This is a genomic window from Halomonas urmiana (assembly GCF_005780185.1).
Taxonomy (GTDB): Bacteria; Pseudomonadota; Gammaproteobacteria; order Pseudomonadales; family Halomonadaceae; genus Halomonas; species Halomonas urmiana.
Map to the genome: position 1 here is coordinate 113,381 of NZ_VBUI01000002.1, position 25,285 is coordinate 138,665.

At 66.5% G+C, this 25,285-nt stretch carries 26 protein-coding genes and 1 pseudogene; 10 read left to right on the forward strand and 17 right to left on the reverse strand.

The features are described from left to right. Nucleotides 1-46: 46 nt before the first annotated feature. The 10 genes from FEI13_RS01835 to can form a co-directional block, all read right to left on the reverse strand. On the reverse strand, nucleotides 47-790 hold the full coding sequence (locus FEI13_RS01835) for a Crp/Fnr family transcriptional regulator (RefSeq protein WP_138178972.1): 744 nt from the start codon (nucleotides 788-790) through the stop codon (nucleotides 47-49). 208 nt (nucleotides 791-998) lie between these two features. Further along, nucleotides 999-1,589, reverse strand: a complete 591-nt coding sequence (locus FEI13_RS01840; protein ID WP_138178973.1) for a hypothetical protein — start codon at nucleotides 1,587-1,589, stop codon at nucleotides 999-1,001. Nucleotides 1,590-1,716: 127 nt separating this feature from the next. Further along, nucleotides 1,717-1,968, reverse strand: coding sequence for a hypothetical protein (locus FEI13_RS01845; protein WP_138178975.1), 252 nt, complete (start codon nucleotides 1,966-1,968; stop codon nucleotides 1,717-1,719). A gap of 70 nt (nucleotides 1,969-2,038) precedes the next feature. Next, complete coding sequence (locus FEI13_RS01850; RefSeq protein ID WP_138178977.1) at nucleotides 2,039-2,965, reverse strand: LysR family transcriptional regulator; 927 nt, start codon at nucleotides 2,963-2,965, stop codon at nucleotides 2,039-2,041. Between the two features lie 62 nt (nucleotides 2,966-3,027). After that, entirely contained in the window at nucleotides 3,028-4,074 is a 1,047-nt protein-coding gene (locus FEI13_RS01855) for an ABC transporter ATP-binding protein (protein ID WP_138178979.1), read from the reverse strand. Next, on the reverse strand, nucleotides 4,074-5,093 hold the full coding sequence (locus FEI13_RS01860; RefSeq protein WP_138178981.1) for an ABC transporter ATP-binding protein: 1,020 nt from the start codon (nucleotides 5,091-5,093) through the stop codon (nucleotides 4,074-4,076). The genes FEI13_RS01855 and FEI13_RS01860 overlap by 1 nt, the downstream gene beginning before the upstream one ends. 5 nt (nucleotides 5,094-5,098) lie before the next feature. Further along, nucleotides 5,099-6,055, reverse strand: coding sequence for an ABC transporter permease (locus FEI13_RS01865; RefSeq protein WP_138178983.1), 957 nt, complete (start codon nucleotides 6,053-6,055; stop codon nucleotides 5,099-5,101). Then, nucleotides 6,052-7,098 carry an ABC transporter permease gene (locus FEI13_RS01870; protein ID WP_138178985.1) on the reverse strand — a complete coding sequence of 349 codons (1,047 nt, stop codon included), beginning with the start codon at nucleotides 7,096-7,098 and terminating at the stop codon, nucleotides 6,052-6,054. Before FEI13_RS01870 ends, FEI13_RS01865 begins: the two co-directional genes overlap by 4 nt. 107 nt (nucleotides 7,099-7,205) lie before the next feature. Continuing rightward, nucleotides 7,206-8,780 (reverse strand): ABC transporter substrate-binding protein, encoded by a 1,575-nt coding sequence (locus FEI13_RS01875; protein ID WP_138178987.1) that lies wholly within the window; start codon nucleotides 8,778-8,780, stop codon nucleotides 7,206-7,208. A gap of 147 nt (nucleotides 8,781-8,927) precedes the next feature. After that, nucleotides 8,928-9,581, reverse strand: coding sequence for a carbonate dehydratase (gene can / locus FEI13_RS01880; protein WP_138178989.1), 654 nt, complete (start codon nucleotides 9,579-9,581; stop codon nucleotides 8,928-8,930). A gap of 149 nt (nucleotides 9,582-9,730) precedes the next feature. Here can and gorA point away from each other — a divergent pair, with 149 nt between their 5' ends. The 4 genes from gorA (at nucleotide 9,731) to FEI13_RS01900 (ending at nucleotide 13,848) form a co-directional block, all read left to right on the forward strand. Beyond that, a complete protein-coding gene (gene gorA, locus FEI13_RS01885; protein ID WP_138178990.1) occupies nucleotides 9,731-11,092 on the forward strand; it encodes a glutathione-disulfide reductase in 1,362 nt (453 codons plus the stop codon). 273 nt (nucleotides 11,093-11,365) lie between these two features. Beyond that, complete coding sequence (gene ectA, locus FEI13_RS01890; RefSeq protein ID WP_138178992.1) at nucleotides 11,366-11,944, forward strand: diaminobutyrate acetyltransferase; 579 nt, start codon at nucleotides 11,366-11,368, stop codon at nucleotides 11,942-11,944. A gap of 126 nt (nucleotides 11,945-12,070) precedes the next feature. Next, on the forward strand, nucleotides 12,071-13,336 hold the full coding sequence (gene ectB / locus FEI13_RS01895) for a diaminobutyrate--2-oxoglutarate transaminase (RefSeq protein WP_138178994.1): 1,266 nt from the start codon (nucleotides 12,071-12,073) through the stop codon (nucleotides 13,334-13,336). 98 nt (nucleotides 13,337-13,434) lie between these two features. Next, nucleotides 13,435-13,848, forward strand: coding sequence for an ectoine synthase (locus FEI13_RS01900; RefSeq protein ID WP_138178996.1), 414 nt, complete (start codon nucleotides 13,435-13,437; stop codon nucleotides 13,846-13,848). Nucleotides 13,849-13,949: 101 nt separating this feature from the next. Here FEI13_RS01900 and FEI13_RS01905 read toward each other — a convergent pair whose 3' ends face one another. After that, entirely contained in the window at nucleotides 13,950-14,054 is a 105-nt protein-coding gene (locus FEI13_RS01905; RefSeq protein WP_240036397.1) for a DUF3833 family protein, read from the reverse strand. A 172-nt stretch (nucleotides 14,055-14,226) separates the two neighbouring features. Here FEI13_RS01905 and FEI13_RS01910 point away from each other — a divergent pair, with 172 nt between their 5' ends. The 6 genes from FEI13_RS01910 (at nucleotide 14,227) to yidD (ending at nucleotide 18,916) form a co-directional block, all read left to right on the forward strand. Further along, nucleotides 14,227-15,078: an ATP-dependent zinc protease family protein gene (locus FEI13_RS01910; RefSeq protein ID WP_138178998.1), complete on the forward strand. Its 852-nt coding sequence runs from the start codon at nucleotides 14,227-14,229 to the stop codon at nucleotides 15,076-15,078. 52 nt (nucleotides 15,079-15,130) lie between these two features. Then, a complete protein-coding gene (locus tag FEI13_RS01915; RefSeq protein WP_138179000.1) occupies nucleotides 15,131-16,636 on the forward strand; it encodes a UUP1 family membrane protein in 1,506 nt (501 codons plus the stop codon). A gap of 3 nt (nucleotides 16,637-16,639) precedes the next feature. Continuing rightward, nucleotides 16,640-17,602: an alpha-L-glutamate ligase-like protein gene (locus FEI13_RS01920; RefSeq protein ID WP_138179002.1), complete on the forward strand. Its 963-nt coding sequence runs from the start codon at nucleotides 16,640-16,642 to the stop codon at nucleotides 17,600-17,602. Nucleotides 17,603-17,672: 70 nt separating this feature from the next. Next, nucleotides 17,673-18,143, forward strand: a complete 471-nt coding sequence (locus FEI13_RS01925; RefSeq protein WP_138179004.1) for a Fur family transcriptional regulator — start codon at nucleotides 17,673-17,675, stop codon at nucleotides 18,141-18,143. After that, on the forward strand, nucleotides 18,140-18,580 hold the full coding sequence (gene hisI / locus FEI13_RS01930; protein WP_138179006.1) for a phosphoribosyl-AMP cyclohydrolase: 441 nt from the start codon (nucleotides 18,140-18,142) through the stop codon (nucleotides 18,578-18,580). Before FEI13_RS01925 ends, hisI begins: the two co-directional genes overlap by 4 nt. A 3-nt stretch (nucleotides 18,581-18,583) precedes the next feature. After that, the gene (gene yidD, locus FEI13_RS01935; RefSeq protein WP_138179008.1) at nucleotides 18,584-18,916 is read left to right on the forward strand and encodes a membrane protein insertion efficiency factor YidD; all 333 of its coding nucleotides are present in this window, start codon (nucleotides 18,584-18,586) and stop codon (nucleotides 18,914-18,916) included. Nucleotides 18,917-18,947: 31 nt separating this feature from the next. On the opposite strand, the gene FEI13_RS01940 is transcribed toward yidD, so the two are convergent. The 6 genes and pseudogenes from FEI13_RS01940 to FEI13_RS01960 all read right to left on the reverse strand — a co-directional run bounded on the left by FEI13_RS01940 (nucleotide 18,948) and on the right by FEI13_RS01960 (nucleotide 25,011). Further along, nucleotides 18,948-19,298: a cupin domain-containing protein gene (locus FEI13_RS01940; RefSeq protein ID WP_204758330.1), complete on the reverse strand. Its 351-nt coding sequence runs from the start codon at nucleotides 19,296-19,298 to the stop codon at nucleotides 18,948-18,950. A 160-nt stretch (nucleotides 19,299-19,458) separates the two neighbouring features. Beyond that, nucleotides 19,459-20,778 (reverse strand): NAD(P)/FAD-dependent oxidoreductase, encoded by a 1,320-nt coding sequence (locus FEI13_RS01945; protein ID WP_138179012.1) that lies wholly within the window; start codon nucleotides 20,776-20,778, stop codon nucleotides 19,459-19,461. Between the two features lie 129 nt (nucleotides 20,779-20,907). Next, entirely contained in the window at nucleotides 20,908-22,173 is a 1,266-nt protein-coding gene (locus FEI13_RS01950; RefSeq protein ID WP_338035068.1) for an NAD(P)/FAD-dependent oxidoreductase, read from the reverse strand. Further along, nucleotides 22,162-22,323 (reverse strand): annotated as a pseudogene (locus FEI13_RS19350) (rubredoxin); the annotation flags it as partial. The gene FEI13_RS01950 and the pseudogene FEI13_RS19350, both read right to left, overlap by 12 nt. Nucleotides 22,324-22,334: 11 nt before the next feature. Next, on the reverse strand, nucleotides 22,335-23,777 hold the full coding sequence (locus tag FEI13_RS01955) for an aldehyde dehydrogenase family protein (protein ID WP_138179016.1): 1,443 nt from the start codon (nucleotides 23,775-23,777) through the stop codon (nucleotides 22,335-22,337). Between the two features lie 43 nt (nucleotides 23,778-23,820). Beyond that, nucleotides 23,821-25,011, reverse strand: a complete 1,191-nt coding sequence (locus FEI13_RS01960) for an aromatic ring-hydroxylating oxygenase subunit alpha (RefSeq protein WP_138179018.1) — start codon at nucleotides 25,009-25,011, stop codon at nucleotides 23,821-23,823. Nucleotides 25,012-25,285 lie beyond the last annotated feature (274 nt).

Sequence of the window (25,285 nt, forward strand, 5' to 3'; positions counted from 1 at the left end):
CGTTTCGCTGGTGTGATGGCAGCGTCGTGAAGGCACGTCAGCGACGTTACTGCTGAAGCCGCGCCAGTCCTTCCGTCAACCCGTTCATGTCATCACTCATATAATCGCTTTCAAATTCGGCCTCGTCGAACATCTGCTTCGCGTTGTAGACCTCGATATGACTGTGAAACTTCTTCAACACCCCATCCTGCTCCAATGACTTGAGAACGCGGTTGATATGCACCGGCGACAGACCCAGGATGTTGCCCAGCAGCCGTTGGGATACGGGAAATACGAAGGAGGCCAGGTCGATCTCCTGTATCTTGTCGAGACGCAGGTAGGTCTCGATCACGAAATGCAGGAGTCGCGAGCGCGCGTCGCGATGGAGACTGATCAGCATGCGCTCGGTGAGCAGGGCTTCCTGACGGCTGATATTGGCAAACAGGGCGATCGTCAGGGGCGTGGAAGCCGCGATGAGGTCGACGATACTTTCATGGTGGAACGGCTGAATCGTGCCCCGGGTGATCATGCTGGCTTCGCTCACGTGCCTCATGAAAGTGAATTCCCTGATCCCGATGATATCCCCGGGCAGCAGCAACTCGATCACCTGTTGGTCGCCATCACTGGTACTGCGATGGCTACAGGCCCAGCCACTCTGCAGGATGAACAACTCGCCGATCTTGGTGCGGGGTCGCCAGAGCAGCTGATTCTTCACGGCGGGCTGACTATGTTGCTCAAACTCGGCGAGCAGCCCTTGTTCCGATTCGCTCAAGTTGACATATCGCGCCATGTTGCTTTGGAAGAGGCTCATGCCTTGCCTCTTGGCAGCGGGCTGGTCGGGTGGTCTGGGGATATGCAGGCTCCCACTTGTCTAATAGACAATATGGCTATTAGTTTGCGTTTTAAGTTTAGTGTAGTAGCACCCGCCGGCGGGTGCCATGACGTGTCCCGTCGAGGACAGGCCATCAGGTGGCTGCCTGGGAGGTGGCGGCTCCGAGGTGCTTTGGTCGAGGCCCGCGTTATCCGCGGGCCGCGCTGGGTAGGACATGGCCGACGGTCATCTCGCGGGGCTGGCAGGGGGCCGACAGCAGTTCCTCGGCTTCCTTGAGAATCTGAAACTGCGCCCGTGCCTGGCCAATGCACTCATTCAACCAGGCATTCAAGTCAGGGATGGCGTTGTAGGCCTGCAGACGCTCGTAGAAGCGGCGCGAACGCCACTCCTCGAGCTCGGCGCGACTCAGTTCCTGAGCGGCCATCTCATCTTCATAGATGAAGAAATGGCCCTGTCCATGCAGGTCGGGCCAGGGGCCCGCGGCCGGCTCGCCAAGCCGAGGCGGTTCGATCGGAAGCGTGGCGGCGACCTCGTTCAGGGCACGGACGCGCTGCCGACTCTCTTCGGCCAGGGCCTGCAATAGCGTGCTGATGCCGATGTGATAGGTCAGGAAGCGCAACGATAGCCAGTGATAGCGATGATATTCGTTGTACTCATGCCCACTGGCCCGCCCCAGCAGGTCCTCGACCATGGTGACGACGCTGGTCGGGCGCTCTGCCTGCCTGAGAAAGTGGTTGTTTTGATAGGTGACGCTTGGCGTGTTCACGATGGGTTTCACCTCTGGCGGCATGTTGATGAGCGGGAGGTTGTGATTGTCCCGAATGACAGCCGACCTTCCCTGTTTGGAAAGCAGATTAGGAAAGGTTGCCGTCTGCGTCTGCCAACCTGGGTTAAGGTCCCTCGCTTTATTTGTGGCGCACCGAACCCAGCGCAGAGTGAGGTGCCGACTTCGTCGATTGCCACTCCCGCAGTTGTTGGCTGAATCGCCGCGCCAGCCAACTGGTGAGCCGACCCTGGTGCCACTCCACGAACCCGACATGCCCGCCGTGCCGGGCGAGTTCCACCCGCACCGCAGGCGATGGCCTGGGGAATCGCGTGAAGAGCGCCGGCGGCATGAAGGGATCATCGTCGGCGTGCAGCATCAGCATGGGCAGCATGTTGCCGCCCAGGGAGACCCCGTGTCGACGGCGTGCCGCGTCGGAGTCAGGGTATCAGGATAACCACGGCTCAGAGCGCACGACGCGACTCGCTGTCCGTCGCCAGCGCCTGCCAGAGGGCCTCGATGGCGGGCTGGTCCAGGCCCCGGCGGCGGTAGAGGCGGACCTCCAGCGGCACGTCCCAGCGGGCATCGCCGGCGCGCACCAGGGTGCCAGCGGCCAGGGTCTCCTGCACCACGCGCTCGGGCAGCCAGCCCAGCCCGTAGCCCAGGCCGACCAATTCGCGGATGTTGCCGCTCTGGATGCTCTCGTGGAGCACCCGGAAGTCCGGCGCGCCGGGGATCCCCGCCAGATGGCGGCGCAGGGCCATGTCCGTCACTCCCCGCGGGTGGTAGGCGATCAGCGGCAGGCTGGCACGCAGGCCCGTCTCCAGGGCGAAGCGGGGCCGCCCGTCGGGCTCGGGCAGCGACACCGGTACCAGTCGTTCGCTGTCGAGGCAGCGATGCTCGAGGTCCTCGGTCTCGGGCATCTGCGGCCCTTCGTCCCGCGGCCAGTAGGTGAGCACCAGGTCACACTCGTCGCGGGAGAGCGCCTCGAAGAAGTCGTTGGCCAGCCAGCCGGTGGCCCGCAGATAGGGCGTCAGCGGCGGCGGGGTACTCCAGCTGGCGAGCCAGGCCGGCAGGAAGTGCGCCAGCAGGCTCTGCGGCGCCGCCAGCCGCAGCTGGCTGGCCTGCTCCTCGGCCAGGTGGGCCAGCCGCTGCCGGGTCGCCGCGACCCGGCGCGTGACCTCCAGGCTCAGCGCCAGGAACTCCTCGCCGGCCGGGGTCAGCGACAGCGGCAGGGTCTGGCGGTTGATCAGGGTCGTGCCCATGCCCTCCTCGAGCAGCTTGATGCGTCGGGAGAAGGTCGGCTGGGTGACGTTCTGCTCCTCCGCCGCGCGCGAGAAGTGCTGGGTCCTCGCCAGGACGATGAAGTCTTCCAGCCATCGCAATTCCATGTCGATCCTCGAGACGGGGCCGGGGCTCACCCCCGGCATTGTGCCACACCTGTGTCGGGGCCTCAGTCGATCCGCCCTTCCTCCACGGCGTGGCAGGCCACCTGGCTGCCGTCATCGGCGGCGATCAGCTGCGGAATCTCGCTGCGGCAGCGTGCATTGGCGTGAGGGCAGCGCCCGTGGAAGACGCAGCCCGAGGGTAGGTTGACCGGCGTGGGCACCTCACCCTGCAGGCGGATGTGCTGTGGCCGGTCATCCTCGAGGCGCGGAATCGCCGACATCAGCGCCTGGGTATAGGGGTGTCGCGGCCGGGCGAAGAGCGTCGCCGTCGGCGCCACCTCGCAAACCCGGCCCAGGTACATCACCGCCACCCGGGTGCCGAAATGCTCGACCACCGCCAGGTCGTGGGTAATGAACAGGTAGGTCAGGTTGCGCTGCTGCTGCGCCTCCATCAGCAGGTTGAGCACCTGGGCCTGAATCGACACGTCCAGCGCCGAGATCGGCTCGTCGGCGACGATGAACTCCGGGTCGACGGCGAGCGCGCGGGCAATGGCGATGCGCTGTCGCTGGCCACCGGAGAACTCGTGGCCATAGCGAGCCCCCCAGTCGGCGGCGATGCCCACCGAGGCCATCACCTCGGCGACCTGGTCCCTGACCCGTTGCGTCGACCAGTCCGGATGGTGCAGGCGGATCGGCTCCTCCAGGGTCTGCTGGATGGTCATGCGCGGGTTCAGCGACGCATAGGGGTTCTGGAAGATCATTTGCATGCGGCGGCGATAGGGCATCAGCGCCTTATGGGATAGGTCGTCGATGCGTTCGCCGTCATAGCGGATCTCGCCGGCACTCGGGTGCAGCAGCCCCATCACGGTGCGCGCCACGGTGGACTTGCCACAGCCGGACTCACCGACCACGCAGAGCGCCTCGCCGCGCTGGATGTCCAGGTCGACCCCGTTGATGGCGTGAACATGCTTCTGCTCGCGGACCAGCTTTCCTCCCTTGAACTTGAGCTGCTCGAGGAAGTCGCCGGAGAGCGAGAAGCGCTTCTCCACGCCGCGAATCTCCAGCAGCGGAGAGGCGGGCTCGGCGGCGGTGGCGTGGGCAGTCGAACTCATCAGCGGATCTCCTCGGCCGGAATGCGCTCACGATCGAGCATCTCGGCGACCATGTGGCAGGCGACCCGGCAGTTGCCGGAGGTCACGAAGTCGGGCACCTCGTCGGTGCAGGCGTGGCGGGTCGAGCCGTCGGCGCGCGCCACGAAGCCGCAGCGCGGATGGAAGGCGCAGCCGCTCGGCAGGTTATCCAGCGACGGCATGCTGCCGGGGATCTGGTTGAGGCGTGCGCCGGGCGTGGCCATCTGCGGCAGGGCGTTGATCAGCCCTTGGGTATAGGGATGCTGCGGGTCGTTGATGATCTCCCGGGTCGGGCCCTGCTCGATCACCCGGCCGGCATACATCACCAGCATGCGCTGGGTGACCTGGCTGACTACGCCCAGGTCGTGGGTGATCAGGATCAGGCCGACATTGTGCTTCTCGCAGAGCTCGAGCAGCAGCGCCATGATCTCGGCCTGGATGGTCACGTCCAGCGCCGTGGTCGGCTCGTCGGCGATGATGATGTCGGGGTCGAGCAGCAGCGCGATGGCGATGATCACCCGTTGGCGCATGCCGCCGGAGAGCTCGTGGGGATACTGATCCAGGCGCGCCGAGGGGGAGGGAATCTGCACCTGCTCGAGCTTGCGCAGCGAGATCGCCCGGGCCTCCTTGGTGGAGATGCGCCGGTGCGCCTTGAGGCACTCGACCATCTGCTCGCCGATGGTCAGCACCGGGTTCAGGGTCATCATCGGATCCTGGAAGATCATCGACATGCGGTGCCCGCGCACGTGACGCAGGCCGCGGTCACTCATGGCGGTGAGTTCCTGGCCGTCGAAGTGGATGCTGCCGCCGGCGATGTAGCCGGGCTTGGCGATCAGGTTGAGCAGGCTGAAGGCCGCCACCGACTTGCCGGCGCCGGACTCGCCCACGATGCCTAGGCGTTCGCCGCGCTCCAGGCTGAAGCAGACGTCACGCAGGGCCTGCACGTCACCGCGGCGCAGGGCGAAGCGCACGTCGAGGTTGGTTACGTCGAGGAGTGCCATGGGAATCAGCCCTTGTAGAGTCGCGGGTTGAGGACGTCGCGCAGCCAGTCGCCGAGCAGGTTGATCACCAGCACGAGAATGACCAGCATTGCCCCGGGGATCAGGGTGATCCACCAGGAGCCCGACTGGATGTAGTCGAAGCCCGACTTGATCAGCGAGCCCAGCGACGGGTGCGTTTCCGGCATGCCGAGCCCCAGGAACGACAGCGCCGCCTCGGAGATGATGGCGTTGGCCACCTGCACCGTGGAGATCACGAAGATCGGCGACAGGGTGTTGGGCAGGATGTGGCGGAACATGATGCGTCGGCTGGAGAAGCCCATGACCCGGGCGGCGTCGACGTACTCCTTGCTGCGCTCGGCGAGTACCGAGGCGCGCACCGTGCGCGCGTACTGGGGCCACTCCGCCAGGCCGATGATCAGCACCAGCAGCGGCACCGCGTAGTCACTGTAGGTGGCGCCGCCGAAGGCCGCCTTGACCAGGGCGCCGACCACGATGGCGACCATCAGGGTAGAGAACGACAGCTGGATGTCGGCCAGGCGCATCAAAAAGGCGTCGACGCGCCCGCCGAGGTAGCCGGCGAGCAGCCCGAAGCTGACGCCGAGCAGGGCCTGCAGCGCCACGGCGCCGAAGCCGATGATCAGCGACACCCTGGCGCCGTAGAGGATGGTCGAGAGCAGGTCGCGGCCCTGGGCGTCGGTGCCCATCACGTAGGCCGGATCGCTGCCGTCGATCCAGAAGGGCGGCAGCTCCGAGGCGAGGATGTCGATCTGCGCCAGGTCGTAGGGGTCCATCGGCGCCAGCCACGGGGCCAGCACTGCGACGCCGACCAGCACGATGAACACCAGCAGGCTGAGCTGGGCGACCGGATCGCGCTTGAAGCTGTAGAGCAGGTAGGAGCCGCGGAAACGCGACCAGCGGCTCGCCACCGGCGCGGCTGCCATGGAAGAGTTCGTGGTTGTCATGCGGGTTTCCCTGTCAGCTTGACGGTGGGATTGACCAGGCCGTAGATGAGGTCGACCAGGGTGTTGGTGATCACGAAGATCAGCCCCACGATCATCAGGTAGGTCACGATCAGCGGCACGTCGGAGCGCTGGATGGCGTTGAGGAACATCAGCCCCATGCCCGGCCACTGGAAGACCGTCTCGGTGAGGATGGTGTAGGCCACCAGGGTGCCGATCTGCACGCCGCCCACGGTGATCACCGGCAGCATGGTGTTCTTCAGCGCATGGATGAAGTAGATCCGGCGCAGCGAGATGCCCTTGGCGCGGGCGAACTTCACGTACTCGGACTGCAGCACCTCTAGCATCTCGGCGCGGATCAGCCGGATGAACAGCGGCAGCATGATCGAGGCCAGCGAGACCGCCGGCAGCACCAGGTAGGTCAGCCCCTCGAGCGAGGCGAAATTGCTGTCCCAGGTGCCGAAGACGTTGACGGGGTCGCCACGCCCGTAGGCCGGCATGCCGCCGTCGGTGGAGAGCGCCTCATTGAGCCAGGCGCCCCAGCCGGTATCGGCGGGGAAGGGCGCGACGCTCACCCCGATGGCGAAGATCTGGATCAGCACGATGGCGGTGAGAAACACCGGGATCGAGATGCCGACGATCGACACCCCCATGAAGAATCGCGACAGCCAGGCGCGGGGCCGGATGGCGCTGTACACGCCGATCGGTACCGACAGCGCGATGATCAGGAAGGTACTGGCCGCCACCAGCTCGAGGGTCGCCGGCAGGTGGCGCATGATGACCTCGGTGGTCGGCTGGTTGAAAGTATAGGAGTAGCCGAAGTCGAACTGGACGGCGTTACCGGCGAAACGCAGGTACTGGACCAGGAAGGGGTCGTTGAGCCCCAGCTCCTCGCGCAGGGCCTCGCGCTCGCTCTCGGGCACCGACTGGCCGACCATCTGCTGGATGGGGTCGCCCAGGTTGTCCTGGATGGCGAAGGCGATGATGCTGATGACGAACATCACCAGCAGGGCATGGTAGAGGCGCTTGATCAGGAAGGCGATCATGGCTGGCGTCCCGTGTGCAACACGCGGTGCCGCACTCGATCATCGAGCGCGTCACAGGGGTCATGGTTTCGAAGGGCCGGCCCGCGAGGGGCCGGCGCGCGGCGGACTTACTCGTCGGTGATGACCAGGTCCCCGAGGTAGGGGAAGTTCATCACGTTGAGCACCGGCTCGATGTTGACGTTGGAGGCCGAGGCCCAGGCCAGGTCCTGCCAGTGCAGCGGCACGAAGGCGGCATCGTCGTAGAGCGTCTGCTCGACCTGCTGGAGCATCTCGGCACGCTTCTCGAGGTCGATCTCGAGATTGGCCTCGGCGACCAGCTTGTCGAGTTCCGGGTTGCAGTAGTTGCTGGCGTTGTACTGGCCGGCCCCGGTGTCGGCGTCCGGGCAGGCGGTCAGGTACTCGTGGAAGTTGGCCGAGTCCTCGGTATCGGCGTGCCAGCCGATCATCATCATGTCGGCGACGCGCTCGTCGAACTCGCCCCAGTACTGGGCCTTGGGCAGCGTCTTGAGGTCCACGGTGACGTTGATGCGCGCCAGCATGGCGGCGACCGCCTGGGCGATCTTGGCGTCGTTCACGTAGCGGTTGTTGGGCGCCATCATGGTGATCTCGAAGCCGTCCTCGTAGCCGGCATCAACCATCAGCTGCTTGGCCTTCTCCAGGTCATAGCGCGGCTCGAGGCTCTCGACGTGGCCGGCATAGCCTTCCGGCGAGAACTGGGCGGCCGGGGTGGCGAAGCCCTTCATCAGGCGATCGGCGATGCCTTCCTGGTTGATGGCGTAGGCGAAGGCCTGGCGCACCTTCGGGTCCTGGAAGGCCTCGACGCGCTCCTGGTTCATGTGGAAGAGGATGATCCGGGTGCCCGACATGGTCACCAGCTGCACGTCCTCGTCCTCGCGGACCCGGTCCAGGTCATTGGGTGGCACCGGGGCGATGAAGTCGACGTCGCCGGAGAGCAGCGCGGCCACGCGGGTGGCGTTCTCGCTGATCGGGGTCATGACGATCTCGTCGACGTTGCCGGGCGATTCCTCGTCCCAGTAGTCATCGAAGCGATCGAAGGTGATGCGCACGCCCTGCTGGCGTTCGGTGACCACGTAGGGGCCTGTGCCGGAGACGTGGGTCGAGGCGAAGGAGTTGCCGTTCTTGACGATCTCGTCCTTGGGGTCGCCATCCGCATCGGTGCCGCTGTAGAAGGCGCTGTCCATCGGGAAGACATAGGTCGCCAGGTTCAGCAGCAGCGGGTAGGGCTTGGTGGTGGTGATCTCCACCGTGGTGTCGTCGATGGCGGTGACGCTCTCGATGGGCTCGAAGATCGCCTTGAAGTCGGGGCTTCGCTTCAGGCGCTCGATGGTCCAGACCACGTCCTCGGCGCTGAAGGTGTTGCCGCTGTGGAATTCGACGTCATCGCGCAGCGTCATGCGCATGGTGGTGTCGTCGACCTGCTCCCAGCCGGTGGCCAGGCGCGGCTCGAAGGAGAGGTCCTTGTTCCAGCGCACCAGCGGGTCGAAGGTCATGTGGGAGAGCTGGATGATGCCGCCGGAGAGCTGCTCGTGGATGTCCAGCGAGACCGGGTCGGCGTCGTAGGCCATGCGCAGGCTGGTCTCGGCGCTGGCCACGGAGGGCAGCACGGCGGTGGTCATGGCGGCGCCGATCACGCTCGCCAGCAGGGTCTTCTTGAGAGTCATGTGTCGTTCCATGCCGGGTGACTTGTTATTGGTGTCATGACCGCTACGGTCCAGCCAACAACATAGAGAGCCCGGCGGCCCCTGCCCAATCGAAATTTTGACAGCCGCCATGCACCCGGCGAATGGGGCCGCCGGGCGAGCGACGCTTCAGTCCTCGCTGGCGGGCGTCAAACGGCCGATGCGATAGAGGGTCGCGACCTGGTCGAGCCCCGAGACGCTGCACTCCAGATCGGTGACGCGACCGTCGCTCAGGCCGTAGACCCAGCCGTGCACGGCGAGCGGCTGGCCGCGCTGCCAGGCCCGCTGGATGATCTTGGTACGACACAGGTTGTTGACCTGGGCCTGGACGTTGAGCTCGCACATACGATCGACCTGCGCGTCGAGCGGCAGCGACTCCAGGTCGCCGCGATGGCGGCTGTAGAGCTCGCGGACCGAGTGCAGCCAGTAGTCGACCATGCCGCACTCGTCGCCGGTCACGGCCGCCTTGACGCCGCCGCAGCCATAGTGGCCGACGATCATGATGTGTTTCACCTTGAGCACATCGACGGCGAACTGGACCACCGAGAGGGCGTTCATGTCGTTGTGGTGCAACAGGTTGGCGACGTTGCGATGGACGAAGACCTCACCGGGCGGCAGGTCGATGATCTGGTTGGCCGGGACTCGGGAATCGGAGCAGCCGATCCACAGGTAGTCGGGGTTCTGCTGCTGTGACAGCCGAGCGAAGAAGTCGGGATCCTGGCGACGGACGCTCTCGGCCCAGTCGCGGTTGCGCTCGAGCAGCTGTTGCATTTCGGTTTTCATGGGGCGGGATTCTCTGAAGAACGGACCATGGGACGCGACGCATTCTGATCACCGGCATAGCCAGGGTCAATGGAGCGGGCCTCCCTGGTTATGGCCGTGGCTGGTATGATCGCGCCCGATCAGAATGACACGACCATCAGGAGACTACTGTGTCCGAGTACGACTACGACCTCTTCGTGATCGGCGCCGGTTCCGGCGGCGTGCGCGCCGCCCGCACCGCGGCGGCGACTGGCGCCCGGGTCGCCGTGGCCGAGGATCGCTATCTGGGGGGCACCTGCGTCAACGTCGGCTGCGTGCCCAAGAAGCTCTACTCCTACGCGGCCCACTTCCACGAGGCCTTCGAGGACGCCGGCGGCTTCGGCTGGCAGCTGGCCGAGGCACCGCGCTTCGACTGGTCGACGCTGCGCGACAACAAGATCGGCGAGATCAAGCGGCTCAACGGCATCTACGGGCGGCTGCTCGACGCCGCCGACGTGCGGCTGATCAACGCCCGGGCCCGCGTGCTGGACGCCCATCACGTGGAGGTCGGCGGCGAGGCCGTCAGCGCCGAGAAGATCCTGGTGGCCGTCGGCGGCTGGCCCTGGACGCCGGACTTCCCCGGCAAGGAACTCACGGTCAACTCCAACCAGGTCTTCGATCTCGAGACCTTCCCTGAGCGCTTCCTGGTGCTTGGCGGCGGCTACATCGCGGTGGAATTCGCCAGTATCTTCAACGGGCTGGGCAGCGAGGCGCACCTGGTCTATCGCGGCGAGCTCTTCCTGCGCGGCTTCGACCAGGAGGTGCGCGAGTTCACCCGGGACGAGATGGCCAAGAAGGGCGTCAACCTGCACTTCGAGACCAACATCGAGGCGATCGAGAAGGTCGAGGGCGGCGTGAAGGTCACCCTGACCAGCGGCGAGCAGCTCGAGGTGGACGCGGTGCTGGCGGCGACCGGCCGTCGCCCGCACCTGGCGGGGCTCGGGCTCGAGGCGCTGGACGTGGCCCGGACCGAGAGCGGCCACCTTGCCGTCAACGAGCGCTTCGAGACCTCGGTGCCGTCGATCCTGGCGCTGGGCGACGTGACCGGCGGCCCCGAACTGACGCCGGTGGCGCTCGCCGAGGCCATGCAGCTGGTCCGCCACCACTTCGAGCCAGGCGAGCCGGCCCCGCTGGACTATCGCAACATCGCCACGGCGGTCTTCTGCCACCCCAATATCGGCACCGTGGGGCTCTCCGAGGCGCAGGCCCGCGAGGCCTGCGGCGAGATCCGGGTCTACACGGCGGACTTCCGCCCCATGAAGCACACCCTCTCCGGCAGCAGCGAGCGCTGCCTGATGAAGCTGATCGTCGACGAGGCGAGCGACGTGGTGGTCGGTGCCCACATGGTGGGCGAGGAGGCCGGCGAGGTGATTCAGGGGATCGCCGTGGCCGTGCGCGCGGGACTCACCAAGGCGGATTTCGACGCCACCGTGGGCATCCATCCCACCGGCGCCGAGGAGTTCGTTACCATGCGCACGCCGACACGCCGCTGACGTCGATGCGTCATCACGGGCCATCCTCAGGGTGGCCCGTTTGCGTTGGGGCCTCGCCGCGGGCTCGAACTCGCCGCATCGGTCTGCCGTTGTGGTCTATGTTGAAAGGAGCGGGCGCGAGGCGACGGCGCTACGAAGGGGCCGTCGGGAGAGACTCGACCGCTCAACATAATTTTCTATTATGGTTAACGGGCGCCAGGATAATCATGGCTTTGAATTACAAATAAGGCGCTGTTATAATCCCGCTCAAATTCGCTACAGCGAACTACCGACATGACCGCAACCACCGAACCCTTCACGCCCTCCGCCGACCTGGCCAGACCCACTGTGGCCGATGCCGTGGTCGGCCACGAGGCCTCGCCGTTGTTCATCCGCAAGCCCAATCCCGACGATGGCTGGGGCATCTACGAGCTGGTCAAGTCCTGCCCGCCGCTGGACGTCAATTCCGCCTATGCCTACCTGCTGCTGGCGACCCAGTTCCGCGACAGCTGCGCGCTGGCCACCAACGAGGAAGGGGAGGTGGTCGGCTTCGTCTCCGGCTACGTGAAGAGCAATGCCCTCGACACCTACTTCCTCTGGCAGGTCGCAGTGGGCGAGAAGGCACGCGGCACCGGCCTGGCGCGCCGCCTGGTGGAAGCCGTGATGTCACGCCCGGAGATGGCCGAGGTGCATCACCTCGAGACCACCATCACCCCCGACAACCAGGCCTCCTGGGGCCTGTTCCGGCGACTGGCCGATCGCTGGCAGGCACCGCTCAACAGCCGCGAATACTTTTCCACCGATCAGCTCGGCGGCGAGCACGACCCGGAAAACCTCGTGCGCATCGGCCCCTTCCAGACCGATCGCATCTGATCACCCGCTTCTCGAGGGCCCGGGCTGCCCGACGCGCAGCCCGGGCCCCTTGCGTCTCTACCGGCCGCCTTGCGGCCAGATCCTTTCTTCAACCCCACGCTTCCCAAGACCCACAGGAGGTCGCACATGCAGACCCAGATTCTCGAACGCATGGAGTCCGACGTTCGGACCTATTCACGCTCCTTTCCGGTGGTCTTCACCAAGGCCCAGAATGCGCGCCTGACCGATGAAGACGGCCGCGAATACATCGACTTCCTGGCCGGAGCCGGCACGCTGAACTACGGCCACAACAACCCCCACATCAAGCAGGCACTGCTCGAGTACCTGGCCGAGGACAACATCATCCACGGCCTGGACTTCTGGACCGCCGCCAAGCGTGACTACCTCGAGGCCCTCGAGGAGATCGTCCTCAAGCCCCGCGGGCTCGACTACAAGGTTCAGTTCCCCGGGCCGACCGGCACCAACGCCGTCGAGGCGGCCATCCGCCTGGCCCGCAATGCCAAGGGTCGCCACAACATCGTCACCTTCACCAACGGCTTCCACGGCGTGACCATGGGGGCACTGGCCACCACCGGTAACCGCAAGTTCCGCGAGGCCACCGGCGGCGTGCCGACGGTCGGGGGCAGCTTCCTGCCGTTCGACGGCTACATGGGCGAGGGCACCGACACCCTGGACTACTTCGAGAAGCTGCTCGGCGACAAGTCCGGGGGCCTGGACGTGCCGGCCGCGGTGATCGTCGAGACCGTGCAGGGCGAGGGCGGCATCAACGTCGCCGGCCTCGACTGGCTCAAGCGTCTCGAGCGGATCTGCCGCGACCACGACATCCTGCTGATCGCCGACGACATCCAGGCGGGCTGCGGGCGTACCGGCAAGTTCTTCAGCTTCGAGCATGCCGGCATCACCCCGGACATCGTCGCCAACTCCAAGTCGCTCTCGGGCCTCGGCCTGCCGTTCGCCCAGGTGCTGATGCGCCCGGAACTCGACGTCTGGAAGCCGGGTCAGTACAACGGCACCTTCCGCGGCTTCGCACTGGCCTTCACCACCGCCGCCGCCGCGCTGCGCACGTACTGGGCCGACGACGCCTTCGAGCAGGAAGTGGCGCGCAAGGGCGAGGTAGTCGCCAAGCGCTTCCAGAAGATCGCCGGCATGCTCAATGAGCTGGGCTTCGAGGCCACCGAACGCGGCCGCGGGCTGATGCGCGGCATCGATGTGGGCAGCGGGGATATCGCCGACAAGATCACCCACAAGGCCTTCGAGAACGGCCTGGTCATCGAGACTAGTGGCCAGGACGGCGAGGTGGTCAAGTGCCTCTGCCCGCTGACCATCACCGATGAAGAGCTGGCCCGCGGCCTCGATATCCTCGAGACCAGCGCACGCGAAGCGCTGAGCTGATACGCTGACAGGGTCGCCCGCCAGCGAGGAAGGGCGGCCAGGTCCTTGATCGGCCGAGGGCTCGGCCGGTTCGCCATCGACATTACTGGAGAGTATTCATGATCGTTCGCAATCTCGAGGAAGCGCGTAAGTCCGACCGCATGGTCGCTGCCGAGAATGGCAACTGGGACAGCACCCGCCTGTCGCTGGCCGACGATGGTGGCAACTGCTCCTTCCACATCACCCGGATCTATGAGGGCACCGAGACCCATATCCACTACAAGCATCACTTCGAGGCGGTGTACTGTATCGAGGGCGAAGGCGAGGTGGAGACCCTGGCCGACGGCAAGATCTGGCCGATCAAGCCGGGCGACATCTACATCCTCGACCAGCACGACGAGCACCTGCTGCGGGCCAGCAAGACCATGCACCTGGCTTGCGTCTTCACCCCGGGCCTGACCGGCAAGGAAGTCCACCGCGAGGATGGCTCCTACGCGCCAGCCAACGAACCGGACGACAAGACCCCGCTCTGACCGTTCGTCACCCCTGGCGCGACGACACAGGTATGCCACGTGGCCCCGAACCATCGAGTTCGGGGCCACGTCGTTCAGGGAGCGCGCCTCCTGGCGGCACCTCAAGGCGCCGAGCGGTCGAAGACGATGGTGATCTCGGCCAGCGTCACGCCGAACTTGCTCATGGCCGTGCGGTTGATCAACCGGCCGTCGGGCTGCAGGTACATCACGGCGGCGCCATCCGGTGGCAACCTATCAGACGTCGCATAATGTATATTATGTTAAATGATGTCACTCACGGAGATGAGTTCAACCATACTGTCGCCGCGCGTCCACGTTGGACAAGGTTGGCAGCAACTCCTTATCATCATGCATCACTCTGCTGTTCGAGCCCTGTCCATGCGCCTACGCCTGCCGCTTGCCGGCACCCTCGCCCTCGTTTCCCTGCTGTTCGGCGGCTGTACCTATCTACCCGAACGCACGCCTACACCGCCTCCGGTGACCAGCGCAGAATTCGAGGCCCGCGTCGCACAGCTGGAGCATTCGCTGATCGCCCGTTGTGATGCGCGCCAGGAGGCACGGCTGGATCGCCAGTTCCGTCATCAGCAGGCGCTCACCGCCGACGTGCGCGAGGTCGGCAGCCTGCTACGACAACTGCGCGGTGATGTCGCACGACTCGACCCGGCGGACGCGCCGCAAGCCTCGGCCAGCCAGTGCACCGACGCCGAGCGAACCAGCCTCAACAACAAGGAGGTCCTGGGCCGCAGCGAATGGATCGGCTTGCCCGACGTGGGCACCTATCTCAAGGCGCGCATCGACTCGGGCGCCACGACCTCATCGCTATCGGCCACCGAGATCACTCGCTTCGAACGCGACGGCGAGGACTGGGTGCGTTTCAAGCTGGGACTCAACGATGACGACAGCGTGGTCGAGAGTGTGCGCGGCGAGTGGATCGAGGCGCCGGTCGACCGGCGCGTGCGCATCATCCAGGCCTCCGGAGAGGATTCTCGCCCGGTGATCAGCCTGCTGATGAGCCTCGGGCCGCTGCGCGAGACGGTGCAGTTCACTCTCAATGACCGCACCCACCTCGACCATCCTGTCCTGCTCGGTCGTCGTTTCCTGATGGACATCGCCATCATCGACGTGGCTGAACAGTACCTCCACGAGCGCCCCGAATTTCCGGGTGGGCGTCCGGCAGCGGACGCCGGCGCCGACGAAGCCTCCGATGCCGATGCACAACCCGAGGGCTGACGCCTTCGTCCGGGCCTGACCCGGACCGCCCGTCTACCCCCAAGGAAGATCCATGTCACGACTGCCCTTCTACCTGATCGTCGCCCTCCTGCTGGTGTCCGGCGCCGCCATGAGCATCCATCGCCACGTGCAGTTCGAGGTGCCGTGGACGCCGGGTGAACTGCGCCAGGTCTGGGAGATCGAGGCCCAGGTCAACTTTACCGCCAACGGCGGGCCGGCCAAGGTCAACATGGCGTTGCCCTCGAGCCAGCAGGGCTATCGTATCCTCACCGAGCATACCGCCTCGCCTGGCTACGGCCTGGCCTTCCTCGAGGAAGAAGGCGGGCGTCGCGCCGAGTGGTCCACCCGCGAGGCCATCGGCGATCAGCAGCTCTACTACAGCGTCCAGGCCCTGGTGGCGCCCGAGGCGCGCAACACGCAGATCGAGCCCCCTCCCCTGCGCCGCGACATCCTCTGGGAGTCGCCCTACGACACCGCGGCCAGCCAGGTGATCGATCGCGCCTGGGCGCGCAGCGCCGACCACTTCACCTTCGCCCGGGAGCTGATCCACGACTTCACCGACGAGCGCCAGGGCGAGAACGCGCGGCTGCTGCTGACCCAGTTCGACCGCACGCCGCTACTGGTGCGCCTGCTCAACCAGGCCGGGGTGCCGGCGCATGAGGTCAGCGGCCTGATGCTGGATCATGGTCGGCGTCGCCAGAACCTGATGTCATGGATCCAGGTCTTCGAGGATCAGCAGTGGGCGCTCTTCGATCCGCGCACCGGCGAGCAGGGACGGCCGGATGACCTGCTGCTCTGGGAGTCCGCCGGCCAGGCGGTGCTCGAGGTCCAGGGCGGCACCAACTCGCGCATCAACTTCTCGATGCTCTCGCGCAATCAGCCGGCCGCGGCGGCCGTGCGCAGCCAGCTGGCCGACGACACCCTGCTCAACTTCTCGATCCACAGCCTGCCCCTCGAGGATCAGGCGCTGTTCCAGACCATCCTGCTGATTCCCATCGGCGCCCTGGTGGTGGTGCTGCTGCGCGTTCTGGTGGGCATCAAGACCTCGGGGACCTTCATGCCCGTGCTGATCGCGCTGGCCTTCATCCAGACCACGCTGATCACCGGCCTGGTCGGTTTCCTGATGGTGGTCGCCGTGGGACTGGTGATCCGCAACTACCTGTCGTATCTGAACCTGTTGCTGGTGGCGCGAGTGACGGCGGTGATCATCACGGTCATCGCCATCATCTCGGTGTTCTCGGTGCTCTCCTACCGGTTCGGGCTCAATGCCGGCCTGACCATCACCTTCTTCCCGATGATCATCCTCTCCTGGACCATCGAACGGATGTCGATCCTGTGGGAGGAGGAAGGGCCCAAGCAGGTGCTGATCCAGGGGGGCGGCAGCCTGATGACGGCGGTGCTCGCCTATCTGGCCATGAACAACCCCTGGATCCGCCACATCACCTTCAACTTTCTCGGCGTGCAGCTGATGCTGATGGGCCTGATCCTGCTGCTCGGCAACTACACGGGCTACCGGCTGCTCGAACTGCGCCGCTTCAAGCCGGTCACGGAGGACTGAGGCATGTGGACGACTCCCGCGCGCCTGCGCGCCAAGAACATCATCGGCATGAACCGGCGCAACATCCGCTACATCGGTCGCTACAACAACCGTCGGCTCTATCCGCTGGTGGATGACAAGCTCAAGACCAAGCTGCTGGCCCAGGAATACGGTATCACCACCCCGGCCCTGATCGGCACCGTGACCACCCAGTTCGGCGTCAAGCACATCCGCGAGATGCTCGTCGGCCACGCGGGCTTCGTGATCAAGCCGGCCAAGGGCAGCGGCGGCAAGGGCATCCTGGTCATCGAGCGGGTCGAGGGCGACCGCTACATCAAGCCGAGCGGCGCCCGGCTGAGCCTCGAGGACGTAGAACGTCACGTCTCCAACATCCTTTCCGGGCTCTATTCGCTGGGCGGCTCGCCGGACGTAGCACTGGTCGAGGCGCTGATCAATTTCGACGACTCCTTCGCCGAGTACACCTACGAGGGCGTCCCCGACATCCGGGTCATCGTCTTCAAGGGCTACCCGGTGATGGCGATGATGCGCCTCTCCACGGCGGCTTCGGACGGCAAGGCCAACCTGCACCAGGGCGCCGTGGGCGTGGGCATCGATATCGCCAGCGGCACGGCGATTCGCGGCGTGCAGTTCGACCGCACCCGCCACGACCATCCGGATACCGGCCACGAGCTCGCCAGCCTGCACATTCCCGGCTGGGAGACCCTGCTGATGCTCGCCGCCGGCTGCTACGAGATGACGGGCCTGGGGTATCTCGGCACCGACATGGTGCTCGATCGCGCTCATGGCCCCATGTTGCTCGAACTCAATGCCCGCCCGGGCCTGGCGATCCAGATGGCCAACGGCGAAGGACTGCGCTCGCGGCTCGACCTGATCGAACGCCAGCCCGACGGCGTGTCCGCCGAGGAGCGCGTCGTCTTCTCGCAGCACCACTTCGCCCGCTCCAGCGAGCTGCGCGAGACGGCCTGAGGCGCCGGCTGGCTCCTCACCGGGCGGCCGCGTAGAATGTGCGCTTCCTCCAGCCACCGCTTCGGGTGCCATGACCGACCCTCGTGACATGATTCGCCAGGCCGAGCAACAGTGCCAGCAGCGCGGCGCGCGCTTCACGCCGATCCGCCGCCGCGTGCTGGAGCTGATCGCCACGACCCGCGGCGGCCTGAAGGCCTACGAGCTGCTCGACCGCCTGGCGGCCGAGCACGCCGCGGCGCGTCCGCCCACCGTCTACCGGGCCCTCGAGTTCCTGATCGACCAGGGGCTGGTGCACCGCATCGAGTCGCTCAATGCCTACGTGGCCTGCCCCTGCCCGGAGCACACCCACGGCTTCCAGCTGTTGATCTGCCGCCACTGCGGCCGCGTCGAGGAGTTGCACCTGGACGAGGTCAACGATCACCTGACACGACGCGCCAGGGAGTTGGGCTTCGAGGTCCAGCGCCAGACCATCGAGCTGCTGGGCCAGTGCGACGCCTGCCGGCAGAGCCTCTCCCCCACCGATTCCGCGGAGTCCCCATGAGCACATCCTTCAAGGCCCTCGAGCGGGCCCCCCGCGACAGCCGCCGCCCCCTGGCGGAGGTCCTCGCCGCCGTCAATTTCAATGCCGACGGCCTGATCCCCGCCATCGCCCAGCAACACGATAGCGGTGAGGTGCTGATGATGGCGTGGATGAATCGCGAAGCCCTGGACGCGACCCTGCGCACCGGCCGGGTCTGCTACTGGTCGCGCTCCCGCGGCAAGCTGTGGCGCAAGGGGGAATCCTCGGGCCAGCAGCAGCATCTCAAGGCTGCCGCCCTCGATTGCGATGGCGACACCCTGCTGCTGCAGGTGGACCAGACCGGGCCGGCCTGCCACAGCGGGCGGCGCAGCTGCTTCTATGTGGCGCTAGAGGGCGACGAGGCGCGCATCAGCAGCGACCCGCTGATCGATCCCGATACCCTCTACGCCAAGGGTTGAGCCGTGAGGCGCCTCTCCGCCCTGCTGTCACGCGCCCTGGGCGGCCTCTTGATCGCCCTGGTGAAGCTCTATCAGGTGACGCTGAGCCCGCTGCTCGGGCCGCGCTGCCGCTACTGGCCGAGCTGCTCGGCCTATACGGCGGAGGCCCTGCGGGTGCATGGCCCGCTACGCGGCGCCTGGCTGGGCGCGAAGCGCATCGCGCGCTGCCATCCCGGCGCCCGCGGCGGCATCGATCCGGTGCCTGGCGGCCCGAGCGAGCGGCTGTGCCGCGAGGATCCGGAACTCGACGAGCATTTTCGCTGCCGCCATCCCCAGAAGCCGCACGCCCCCCGCTGACGCGCGACGCCGGGCCTTGTCGCCTGCCCTGCTAGCGATCTTTCCAGTTGCCCGGGTAGAGGGCGTAGCCGAACAGCGCCTGGCCGGCGTAGACCAGCTCGGTGCCCTCCGGAATCCACAGCATCTGGCCGGGGGTGACGCGATGGGTCTCGCCGGCGGCGGTCACCTGGAGCTCGCCCTCGATCACGAAGATCACCTCGTCATAGAGGACCGTCCAGGCCACCTCGGCCCCTTCCCAGCGGGCAAACCCGGCGCCCATGGTGGTGCTCAGCGTGGTGTCCACGGTGCGGCCGATCTCGGCATGGCCGGGCGGTCCACCACGATGGCGGAACGCGGTGTCGCGATGGTCGAACTTGATGGCACGGATGGGAGTATCGGTCACAGTCATTCCTTATCAGATAACCAACCAAAAGGGTGAGGATGCGCTGATTTATGTCGCGAGTACCGCCGGGGCCAGGATGGCTAGGGTCGTCGGGAACGAACCTGCGCATTTCCCACCTCCCTGTGGGTCATCGAGCGCAGCAATAAATCAGCGTTTCCTCCTAGAGCTCGCTGCGACTGGCCCAGGCCGCCTGCTTCATGCGCGCCTTCACGCCGAGGCTCAGGAAGGGCTCCGGCGGGTTGAGCGCCGGCATGCCGGAGACCGCCAGCATGTCGGCCAGCTGACGGGAGTCCTGGCCGGTAGCCAGCTCCGCCAGTAGCTTGCCGGAGATGGTGCCCCGGGCCGCCCCGACGCTCTGATGCACGCCAGACATCCAGGCGTTGTCGCCGACCTTGCCGAAGAAGGCCGTATAGTTGCGAGAGAGGCCGCAGGCCCCGCCCCAGGTCGCCGCGAAGGGCACATGGGCCAGTTCCGGATAGCGGGCCTCGAAGGAGTCCCGATGCCCCTGCCGGATGCGAGTCCGCTCGGCCAGGTCATCGTGGTAGCGCGGCACGAAGCGGTACTGGTTGCGGACGATCAACTGCCGCTCCGGGGTCAGGCGCACCGTGGTGCCGGCATGATCGGCGGGGGTCAGGCCGAAGTGATGAGGCGCCGAGGAGAACAGCGCCATCTCCTCGTCGGTCAGCGCCCGAGTCATGCTGGCGAAGGTCATCACCGGCAACACCCGGTGCTTGAGGAAGCCGAACTCCTGGGCATAGATATTGGATCCCAGCAGCAGGTTGGTGGCCCGCACCTCGCCCTCCGGCGTGGTGGCGCACCACTGCCCGTCCGAGCGGGTCAGGTTCACGACCGGGGTATGCTCGTAGAGCTCGACATTCTCCGGCAGCGTCTCGCCCAGGCCGCGTACCAGGGCAGCGGGCTGCATCAGGGCGGTATTGGCCGTGTAGATGGCCGCAGCGTAGTGGCGGGTCCCGAGGATCGGCGCCAGGGCGTCGCGCTCCAGGCGCCGGTAGGGATAATCGAACTCCTTGAGCAGGGACTCGTAGTGATCGAGGTACTTGAGCCCACGCTCCCCCACGGCGCCCTGATACTTGCCGGCCAGGGACCAGCCGCAGTCGATGCCGTGGCGCCGGACCAGGGTCTCGAGGTCTTCGATCGCCGCGCGGTTGAGCGACAGCAGCCTGTTCTTGTGCGCCAGGTCGTCGCCTTCGAGATCACGCTTGTGGGGCAGATCGATGACGAAACCGGTGTTGCGCCCAGAGGCGCCCTGGCCGACCCGCAGGGCCTCGACCAGCACGACGCGATCAAAGGGGCGCAGCTCGGCGACACGCCGGGCCGCGGCCAGGCCGGTGAAACCGGCGCCGATCACCAGCCAATCGGCGGTGGTGGTAGTGTTGAGGCGATTCGCCGGGGCTGGATCGGGCAATAACTGATACCAGCCGTTGCACTTGTCATCCTGGGGAATGATGGATCGTGTCATCGTGGACTCCCGCGCCGGGCGCGACGTCTTCACCGTGTGTCCGGTGTTATCAGGGGGTGGCGCCGGGGGTCGGCCCGGCGCCTTCGGAGAAAAGGGGTGACGCCCGAAGGCGCCACGCGCTAGGGAACGCTAGGCCGCTTGAGCCTGGCTACAGGCCTTCACCCAGTCGCTGCGCCGGGCCATGGCCGCCTCGCCCACCAGGGCGAAGCCGAGCAGCCGACCGATGGCGTCATAGCAGCCGGCCTCGATGCCGTCGGCGGTGGCGGTCGCGCGCCAGCTTACCTCGGCCTCGGCCGGGGGCACCGCCACGCAGACCGGGGCGGCCGGCGTCTTGACCATCACCGGCATCACCGGGTAACTGACCGGCGTCGGGGTGCCCGTGAGGGTCGCCGCCAGGGCGCGCAGCCCGGCATTGATCGGCGCCAGGTAGGGCAGCAGCTGGCCGTCGACCTCCACGGCATCGCCCAGGGCATAGACGTCCGGCAGCGAGGTGGCCAGGTGTTCGTCGACCCGGATGCCACGGCCGCAGTCGATGCCGGCCGTGCGGGCCAGCGCGACGTTGGGCGTGAGCCCTACGGCGCTGATCACCAGGTCCGCCTCGATCTCGCTGTCGTCGGTCAGGGTCAGCCGGTAGCCCTCCCCTTCGGCGGCGACCCTGGCCACCGAGCGACCCAGGTGCCAACCCACGCCCAGCGCCGATAGCGCCTCGCGCAGGACCTCGCTGCCCGCCTCGGGCAGCAGCCTCGGCAGCGGCCGCTCGGCCAGGCCCACTACCTCGACCTTGTGCCCGGCCTGAGCCAGGTCGTTGGCGAACTCGCAGCCGATCAGGCCATCGCCGACGATGACGACCCGCGCCGGGCGACCCAGGGCATCGAGGCGCCGGCGCATCTCGCCATAGTCGCCGCGGTCGTTGACCGAGAGCAGCGCGCCCGCCTCGCCCTCTACGGGGATGCGGATCGGGTTCGCGCCGGTGGCCAGCACCAGCTGGCCGTAGTCGAGCTCTCCGAGGCGGGTCGTGAGACGTTTGGCCTCGGCCTCGATGCGCTCCACCGGGCAGAAGGCGTGCACGCGGATGTTCAGGCGTTTCTCGAGGGACAGCGCCGGCTCGTCGAGCAGGGCCTCGGCGTCCTTGCCCAGCGCGAAGGCGTTGGACAGTGCCGGCTTCGAGTAGAGGCCGCCATCGTCGGCGGTGACCACGTGGATCTCCCGCTGGGGATCCCGGGCACGCACCGCCTCGGCCAACCCGTAGCCGGCGTGGCCGCTGCCGATGATCACCAGTGGGCCGGCCGGCGTACCGGCGGCCGGCGTACCGATCCGAGGCATGGCCGAGGAGGCCGCGGCGACGGCCAGGGGCGCCGGTGCCGCCACGGGCGCGTCATCGCTGATCTCGAGCATCTCGAAATCGGCCTTGCCCACCCCGCAGTCGGGGCACAGCCAATCCTCTGGCACGTCCTCCCAAGGGGTCCCGGGGGCGATGCCATCGCTCGGCCAGCCCTCGGCCTCGTCGTAGATCAGTCCGCAGATGATGCAGAGCCACTTCTTCATCGGGACCTCCTTCACGCGCCCTTGATTCGTACGGCGATATTGCGGGTCTGGACGTAGCTGTAGAGCGCCTCCTGGCCCTTCTCGCGACCGAAACCGGAGAGACCGACTCCACCGAAGGGCGTCTCCACGCCGCCGGCGAACCACTCGTTGATGAACACCTGGCCGCCGCGCAGACGCCGCGCGGTGCGCAGGGCCCGATCGAGCTGGCCGTCGAAGACGCCGGCCACCAGGCCGAACTCGGTGCCGTTGGCGAGCTCGACGGCCTCGTCCTCGCTATCGAAGGGATGTATGACCAGTACCGGGCCGAAGACCTCCTCCTGGAAGATCTCGCTGTCCACGGCCACGCCGGTGAACAGGGTCGGCTGCATGAAGTAGCCGCTGGTGCCCGAGACCCGCTCGCCGCCGGTCACGCAGGTCGCCCCGGCCTCGATGGCGCGACGGCACATGGCCTCGATCTGCTCGAGCTGATCCCGCGAGACCAGCGGCGTCAGGTCGGGGTTGTCCACGCCGGGACCGATGGATAGGCCCTGGGCCAGCTCACGGACTCGCTCGACCACCTCGTCGTAACGCGAGCGGTGCACCAGCAGGCGGGACATGGCGGAGCAGACCTGGCCGGCATTGAAGAAGATGCCCGCCTTGACGCTGTCGACGACCTGCTCGATGTCGGCATCGGCGTGCACGATGGCCGCGGACTTGCCACCCAGTTCCATGACGCTGGGGGTGGCGCGCTCGGCGGCGTCGCGCAGGATGCGCTGGCCGGTGGGCACCGAGCCGGTGAAGACGATCTGGTTGGCGTCGCGGTGCTTGACCAGGTGGGCGCCGACCACCGAGCCCTTGCCGCACAGCAGGTTGACCGCGCCCTGGGGCAGGCCGGCACGCTCGCAGGCGGTCATCAGGAAGGTCATCGCCAACGGCGAGATCTCCGGCGACTTGATCACCACGGCGTTGCCGGCGGCCAGGGCCGGGGCCAGGGAACGAGCGCAGATCGACGGCGGAAAGTTCCAGGGTACGATCTGCACCGACACGCCCATGGGCTCATAGCTGGTGAAGTCGACGTAGTCGTCGCCCAGCGGGATCGAGGTGCCCTCGATCTTGTCGGCCATGCCGGCGTAGTACTCGAAGTAGCGGGCGGCCTCCTCGAACTCGCCGCGGGCCACCTCCAGGGACTTGCCGTTCTCGCGGCACAACACTAGGGCCGCCTCGTCGGTCAGCGCCTTGAGCTCCTCGGCGATGGCCAGTAGCCAGGTGACTCGCTGGGCCGGGCGTACCGAACTCAGTGCACCCGAGTCCACGCAGCGCCGCGCCGCGGCCATGGCTGCGTCGGCATCCTCGAGGCCCGCCTCGGCGATCTCGGCATAGGCCTCGTCGGTGGCCGGATCGGCGACCACCAGCCAGGTGTCGGCGCCCGTCCAGGCGCCGTCGATGTAGTTATAGTAGCGGTCAAGCGTGCTCATCAGGGAGAACTCCAGAAGCGATGTTTCGGGCAAGACCCGGGGATCAGGCGGCCTCGGCATCGCCGCGCACGCGACGTGCCACCCACTGGTGGAAGAAGTGGGTCGGGTGATCCAGCACCGGCGAGAAGACGCCGCCCTGGAAGCCCGGCGACTGCCGGCCACGCTGCATGCCCTCGACGGCCGCGATGTCCTCGCCGAAGACCACCCGCCAGGACTCCAGGGTGGAGGTCCGGCAGGCCGCAAAGGCGTCCTGGGTTGCCTCGTCACCGACGTAGTAGACGCGCAGGTGCTCCACGGTCTGTCCGGCGGACACCGGCTCGAGCATCATGGCGAAGCCATGGTCGGCCTGGATACCGAGCAGCACGTTGGGGAAGAAGGAGACGTACTCGGCGTGCTCCATCTTGTCCTTCGGCCAGGACGGGAACTTGGGCAGGCTGGTACCGGCCACGTCGGAGAGACGATAGGCCAGGCTACCCTGCCCGGAGAAATGCTCACCGAACTGGATGTTGTAGTGGTCCTCGAGGCGCGAGTAGGTGTTCAGGCTCGGATGCACCCAGGGTAGATGGTAGCTCTCGCAGTAGTTTTCCACCGCCAGCTTCCAGTTGCAGTTGACGGTGATCTCGAGGTTGCCGCCCATGTTGACGCGACGCAGCAGGTCGAAGCCGTCGGCGCCGATGAAGTCACGCCAGCGGTTCTCCAGGGGCGCCACGTGCTCGGCGAAGTCGGGGGCCTGGCCGTCGAGATTGATGAACACCATGTCCATCCACACGGCGCTGCGAATGGCCTTGAGGCCGTGCTTCTCGCACTTGAAACTGTCGACCTTGTGCTGGCCGACGCCGCCGATGTGTGGCGTGCCGCGCAGATTGCCGTTCAGGTCGTAGGTCCAGGAGTGGTAGGGGCAGCGGATCACACCCTGCACTTCACCTTCCTCGGCGACCAGCTGCATGCCGCGGTGGCTGCAGACGTTGTGGAAGACCTGGGTCTCGCCGTCCTTGTTGCGCATCATCAAAAGCGGCAGCCCCATGAAGTTGACCGGCTTGACGTAGCCGTTCTTCACCAGGTCGCTGGCGAAGCCCACGCAGGCCCAGGTGCTGGCCATCAGCTGGTCGCGCTCCTGGGAGTAGAAGGCCTCGCTGACGTAGGCCGCGTTGGGCATGCCGGTGGCCTCCTCGATCGGGGCGAGGACGTCATCGAGTTGCTGGGCGGGAATCAGGGATTGGGTCAGGTCGGTCATCTTGGCCTCCTCAACGGGGTCACGGGCGGTTCTGGTCTGTTGTAGCCCTACCGGGGTTCCGGCTGGTGGAGGCGAGTCTGGGGGGCGGTGTGAGGTGCGGACAATCGATGAATCGGCATCAACCCATGAGATAAAGTCATTTATTAGACGAATGGTGAAACCCAGAAGCTCTAGTTATCATCGTTGCCTCCCGCGCCCCTTGTCGCGTTATCATCATCCGCAAGAGTGATAAAAACTCATAAAAAGATGACAAAATATGCGTTGCTCCCATCCC